The sequence below is a fragment of the Desulfamplus magnetovallimortis genome (assembly GCF_900170035.1).
Classification (GTDB): Bacteria; Desulfobacterota; Desulfobacteria; order Desulfobacterales; family Desulfobacteraceae; genus Desulfamplus; species Desulfamplus magnetovallimortis.
The window spans coordinates 22,336-28,530 of record NZ_LT828570.1 but is presented as its reverse complement, the minus strand read 5'-3'; the positions used below and the strand labels follow the sequence as shown (position 1 = coordinate 28,530).

General features: G+C 34.8%; 7 protein-coding genes. All 7 read left to right on the top strand.

The genetic code is table 11. The features are described from left to right. On the top strand, nucleotides 1-819 hold an 819-nt coding region (locus MTBBW1_RS26315), incomplete at its 5' end, for a hypothetical protein (protein ID WP_222424190.1). Nucleotides 820-824: 5 nt separating this feature from the next. Then, a complete protein-coding gene (locus MTBBW1_RS26310) occupies nucleotides 825-1,790 on the top strand; it encodes a hypothetical protein (RefSeq protein ID WP_139786919.1) in 966 nt (321 codons plus the stop codon). Between the two features lie 27 nt (nucleotides 1,791-1,817). Continuing rightward, entirely contained in the window at nucleotides 1,818-2,411 is a 594-nt protein-coding gene (locus tag MTBBW1_RS26305; RefSeq protein WP_080809728.1) for an SIS domain-containing protein, read from the top strand. Then, the gene (locus MTBBW1_RS26300) at nucleotides 2,408-3,481 is read left to right on the top strand and encodes a radical SAM protein (RefSeq protein WP_080809726.1); all 1,074 of its coding nucleotides are present in this window, start codon (nucleotides 2,408-2,410) and stop codon (nucleotides 3,479-3,481) included. Before MTBBW1_RS26305 ends, MTBBW1_RS26300 begins: the two co-directional genes overlap by 4 nt. A gap of 16 nt (nucleotides 3,482-3,497) precedes the next feature. Next, nucleotides 3,498-4,154 (top strand): hypothetical protein, encoded by a 657-nt coding sequence (locus MTBBW1_RS26295; protein WP_139786918.1) that lies wholly within the window; start codon nucleotides 3,498-3,500, stop codon nucleotides 4,152-4,154. Next, a complete protein-coding gene (locus MTBBW1_RS26290) occupies nucleotides 4,112-5,287 on the top strand; it encodes a hypothetical protein (RefSeq protein ID WP_139786917.1) in 1,176 nt (391 codons plus the stop codon). Before MTBBW1_RS26295 ends, MTBBW1_RS26290 begins: the two co-directional genes overlap by 43 nt. A gap of 138 nt (nucleotides 5,288-5,425) precedes the next feature. Beyond that, a complete protein-coding gene (locus MTBBW1_RS26285; protein ID WP_139786916.1) occupies nucleotides 5,426-6,193 on the top strand; it encodes a transketolase in 768 nt (255 codons plus the stop codon). The last annotated feature ends 2 nt before the right edge of the window (nucleotides 6,194-6,195 follow it).

Below are 6,195 nucleotides of genomic sequence, written 5' to 3'. Positions count from 1 at the left end.
TATTTAACGGAAAAAAAATTCTTCTATTTTACGTTTATTAGACATACAATTAATTTATTACTGTCTCATTACAAATATTCCATGGATACACTGACCATTCAGAACGTATCCCTTGAAGAATACATATTAGAAAAATATCCTGATAATCCAATAGTAAATCATTTAGGTGAAGGCGATTACGATACAGCTCAGAATCGCCTTTTCAATATATATGGTTCATATGGTATTGTAGAGCACTTTAATGAATCACTGATTAAAATAGCAAATATTACGCCAAAAATCAAAATAAACCATAATAACATTGCTCTTAACGCTACAAAAAAAATTAGTATAGATATCCCCCAAAAGCTAAAAGAGATATTCATGAAAAATCAAGATAAAGATTTATCTCTTTATCTTGAAGCTTATAATCGTATGAAGATTGAAAATAGCAACTCTCAATATGCTACAATATCAAAACATATTGAGAGTCATGATAATGTTAAAAACAAATTGAAACAAAATGATTATTATGAATTAATGAGCTATTTTTCTAAAAATATAAAATCCCTCACACCAAGTGAAGTAGGCTTAGCAGTGCAATTGTCACTGGAGTTAAATAATTATAGCAGAGCTGAAAAATTTCTTGTATTCGCAGAACGTAAATTTCCACAAATGTTTTTTAGATTACGAATACAGCTTTTATCCAGAACCAATAAATTTACAGAACTATCTGAATATATAAATAATATCATTAGCTCTTTAAACAATAATCTTTTATTTTTTATAATAGCAATGACTATTCTTTATCAATATTTCTATATTACAACGAACTTTTGATTACCTTGGCAGATAATTTAATAACAGCAAAAGAGATGGAGAAAGGTTTAGAAATCATAGATTGCTTATTGTCGTACAAACTTGATAAAACTTCTTTTTTTAGATTATTTACGCTTATATGCAAACATGAGATTGAATCCCGTATTGAATTAATAATTGATAAATTGCAACATCAAAAACTCTTTGCAACCCAATCTTCATATTCTTTCGCCTTTATATCTAATTTGGTACAGTATTACTTGAGAACTCGCCAAATCTCTTATGCCAAACAATATATTAATTTTTTAGTAAAAAACTTTCCTTTTAGGTTACAAGCACTTAAATACGCTGCCATTCTACAACGCAGGACTAAAGAAGGAAATGGTTGCGTATCAAAACTAAAGGAAATGGCAAACTTGCTTCCAGACGGGATGTATAGATATACTTGTTTAAAAGAAGTACTTTGTACAGAATACATATCAAAATTATCCTTGCCTACTTCATCCGATTTAAAACAGATGCACTCTCCCTTTATGATGGACAGGCTGCTTGGGCTCATCCCTGAAGAATGGGAAAAAATACCATTTGAATATATAAATACCGACACCCCAGCAGCATTTATAGTTAGTGGCCCTCTTCTCATAGCGAATTATATTTATTCACGATATTTCAAACTTTGGAACATTGACATTGAAATAATTGTTGGCCCTTCATTTGATGGAGAAGATATATTTGAGGAACACACCTTATCTTTTTTCAAACTCCCCAAAGAACCATTTGTTTTTAATAGGGATTACAAAAAATTCATAACAAAAAATAATATGAAAAAATACAATGACATTTTTTTTCTAATGTCTGAATTTAACCTTTCTGGTTATAAAGAGATATTCAGTCTGGCTAACGAATTATCCAATAACTGCATTTATTGTTATACATTTGAACAACTCATGTTTGACAATCCCAATTTTTTCATAAAGTGCAATCCTAATTAATATATAGAAATCCCAAAGAGTTCAAGCATGATAAAAAAGTATCCTTCAATAAATAAATGGCAATCCCAAATATCTGATTTATCAAAGTGTCTTTCATCGCTTTCGGTAAATTCCCTTGACTCTCAATTATTGGAAGTAGAGCAGGCCTTTTCTTTATGGCAGGAAAAAACCATATCAATCCGTGAAAACAGCAAAACTGTTTTTTTCATAGGCAACGGTGCCAGTGCATCCATGGCCAGCCATATTTCAGCAGATATGTGTAAAAACGCCCACATACACACTGAAGTTTTTACGGATCTCTCTCAGATAACCGCTGTGGCAAATGATCTTGGCTACGATCAGGTTTTCTCGGTTCCTTTAAGCTTTCGCATGAAAAAAGATGATATGCTTGTTGTTATAAGCAGTTCAGGTGAATCCCCCAATGTGCTAAATGCAGTAGAAATAGCAAAAAAAGCAGACGGGTATGTGGTAACCCTATCAGCCATGAACCCCAACAACAATTTGAGAAGGAGCGGTGACCTCAATTTCTGGGTTCCAGCGGACGCCTATGGTCTTGCTGAAACAAGCCATGCAGCAATTTTGCACCACTGGATGGATATGATGGCCGAGATAGCAATATGACACAATATAGAATCGACAACCATAAGCTCATGTTCCATCCCCACAGGGTCTCAGAGTGGATGGATGGAAAAAATATTGCCCCCATATATATGGAGATAAGCCCCACTGGAGCCTGTAATCATCGCTGCCTCTTTTGTGGATTGGATTTCATGGGCTATAAACCAGATTTTTTAGATCAATCTATACTTCTCAAACGGATAGAAGAGATAGCTCTCATGGGCCTTAAAAGTATTATGTATGCAGGGGAAGGTGAACCACTTTGCCATAATAATCTTCCCCAAATTATTGAAGGAACCAAAAAATCTGGAATTGACGTCTCACTGACAACAAACGGCGTGCTTTTAACTTTGGAAAAATCAGAAAGAATTTTACCGTCTCTTTCATGGATCAAAATAAGCTGCAATGCTGGCACAAAAGAGACCCATGCACATCTACATGGTACGAGCAAAAATGATTTCAGCCGCCTCATGGGCAACCTGAAAGCCTGCGTTGCATTGAAACATAATAACAACTTTTCCTGTACATTGGGCATCCAGGCAATTCTTCTTCCGGAAAATTATGATGAAATGGAGCGACTTGCCCGAATTTCTGCTGATATTGGACTGGATTACCTGGTTATTAAACCATATTCACACCATCCTAAAAGCCAGACAAAGTGGTATAAGAACCTTGGCTTTGATGATTACAATCTTGAGACTCTGTCTGAAAAACTTGATGAAATATCAGATGAACATTTTAAAGTCATTTTAAGAACCAATGCCATGGAACGCCAGGTAAATAATAAAAAAGACTATGATCACTGCCTTGGATTGCCATTCTGGTCTTATATTGATTCTACAGGTAATGTCTGGGGATGTAGCGTCCATATGACAGACTCGGGTTTTCTTTATGGCAATATTTATAGCCAGTCATTCAATGAGATATGGAGCAGCCCGACACGTAAAAAAAACATTGAATGGGTAGCAAATGAAATGGATGCAAAAGAGTGTCGTGTAAATTGCCGTCTGGATGCAATCAATAATTATCTTTGGGAGTTGACACATCCAAACAACCATGTCAATTTCATTTAAAATTTTTTAATTTCCCATGATCATCGGTATAGATTTTGACAATACGTTGGTATGCTATGACCAGCTCTTATTAAAATTACTAAAAGAACAAGGTTTTAAAATAAAACCCAACATCACAGGGAAAAAAAAGATCAGAGATTGGGTTCGCTGCCAACATGATGGAGAAAGCATATGGCAAAAAATGCAGGCCAAAGCATATGGTCCAAGAATTAATGAAGCTGATATATTTCAAGGTGCCTATGATTTTTTGCAACTATGTAAAAAAAAAGGAGTAACCATCTATATTGTAAGCCATAAAACGCCATATGCAGCAGCAGATAGTCACCAAAAAAATAATCTCAGGGGTTCTGCAATAAAATTTCTACACAAAAAAGGTTTTTTTGATAATCAAGGGGGGGCCTTATCACAAAAGCATATTTTCTTTGAGAACAATAGATATAAAAAAATCAATAAAATCAAATCTTTGAATTGCGATATATTTATTGATGACCTATCAGAACTATTCCTGGATATTAATTTTCCCAAATCCATAAAAAAGATACTTTTTTCTCCCCACAACCCAATCATATCAGCCCAAAATCCAATAACAGCAGCCCCTAACCCAATAATAGCAGCCCAGAACATAAATATTTGCTCAAACTGGCAAGAAATTGCTCAAACCATTTTTGGATGATTAACTGCTCTCAAAATTCATGGCCTCCGGATACAAAGGAAACCCCTAACCATGAAAATGATGTGGGGCTTTTTCACGGTAAAAAAAATGCTATCCTTTACAAGTTTGAATATCTGACAGGAAATAATATATTATCAGCCAAGTCACTTGACAATGGACGTAACAGCCGTGTCTGGAAATTAACCTTTGTAGACCAAGCCTCACCCATAGTAGGAAAAGAATATCCTTCAAATTCCATGGATAACAGAAAAAGGCTTGAGGCAGAATGGCATGGATTTTCATTTTTAAACAGTAATGGTTTTACAAATATTCCCAAACCTTTAAAATGCAGTATCAAGGAACAAATTGCAACCTATTCCCTTTTACCTGGTTCACCACCAACAATAGATTGTATAGGTATCAATGAGATACAAAACATATCAAATTTTATCGTAGATCTGTCACATCTACCTATAAAGTGCAAAGAATCCTTGAAACCAGCATCAGATGCTTGTTACACGCTTGAGTCATTTCCAACTCTTATCCATCAACGCCTATCAAGATTTTACAAAGAAGGTATATATAAAGATTTGTTGTTTACTTTTTTAGAAAAAGAGTTCATTCCGACTCTAAAGAAAGAATACAAACAATTTTGTATAAAAAAAAGCAAATATACAAATCAAATAGATCAGAATGCAAAACATTTTGACACAGATATTCCATTTACATATCTTATTCCAAGCCCTTCAGACTTTGGATTTCACAATACTCTTCTAAATAAAGATGGTGCATTAAATTTTGTGGATTTTGAATTTTTTGGCTGGGATGATCCGGCAAAACTAATCTGTGATACTCTTATTCATCCTGGAAATCTGATTCCAGAAAAATTCAAATCGCTATTTTTATCACAGGTTTTATCACATATTCCATTACCTGAATATGTACTATCACGCATCAAAATAGTATACGGAATAACAGCTTTAAAATGGTGCCTTATTCTACTAAACGAATTTATCCCCTCAAATTTTAATCGTAGAATATTTTCAAAAGGTGAGGAACTAAATCAGACAGAAGTATTAAACCATCAAATGGAAAAAGCTCGAATGATGCTAAAACAGGTAAATGATCTGGATGGAAATTTTCCATATGAATGAGCAAATCAAAAATATGGATCTGTTGGATGTGGATGTAAATATGAATTTAAATTTAAAGAAAAACACTCAACAAACAGGAACTTCATCCTTTGAAAACCATTCATGTTTTGACAATCGTTCCCGTGAACTAAGAAAAAAATAGTTGAAACCCTTGAAGCAGGCGGCAGGGGCCATCTTGCTCCGGCCCTTTCTTTAGTTGAAATATTGCGAGTTCTATTTGATGATATAATGCAATATCGTTCAAATGAACCCAATTGGGATGACAGGGATCGTTTTATTCTAAGCAAAGGGCACGGATGTCTTGCTCTGTACGTAATGCTTGAAGAGAAAGGGTTTATCTCTCCTAAGGACTTAAAAAAATTTTGTGCCTTTGACGGCATTTTAGGAGGACATCCTGAAAGAAGCAAAATTCCAGGAGTTGAAGCATCAACCGGAAGCCTTGGTCATGGGCTTTCCATTGGGATTGGTATGGCTCTAAGGGCACGCATGGATCAAAAGGGATATAGAGTATTTGTAGTGGCAGGTGATGGAGAGTGCAACGAAGGTTCAATATGGGAAGCTGCCCTTTGTGCATCAAAACATAGGCTTGACAACCTCACACTAATCATTGACTATAATCATATGCAGTCATACGGTCTAACAGAGCAAATTTTCCCCCTTGAACCCTTGTCAGAAAAGTTAAAAGCCTTCAATTTTTCTGTCAAAGAGATAGATGGACATGATGTAAATGCCCTTAAAGAAAAACTATCTTCACTTCCTTTTTCACTCCATAAAAAACCATCTGCTTTAATTTGCCATACTGTCAAAGGTAAAGGTATCAGCGGTGTAGAGCATAACCTTAAGTGGCACCATAGCAATAAAGTTGATAGTGAACTTGCTCAGAAACTTATCCAAGGAATTTTATAAGT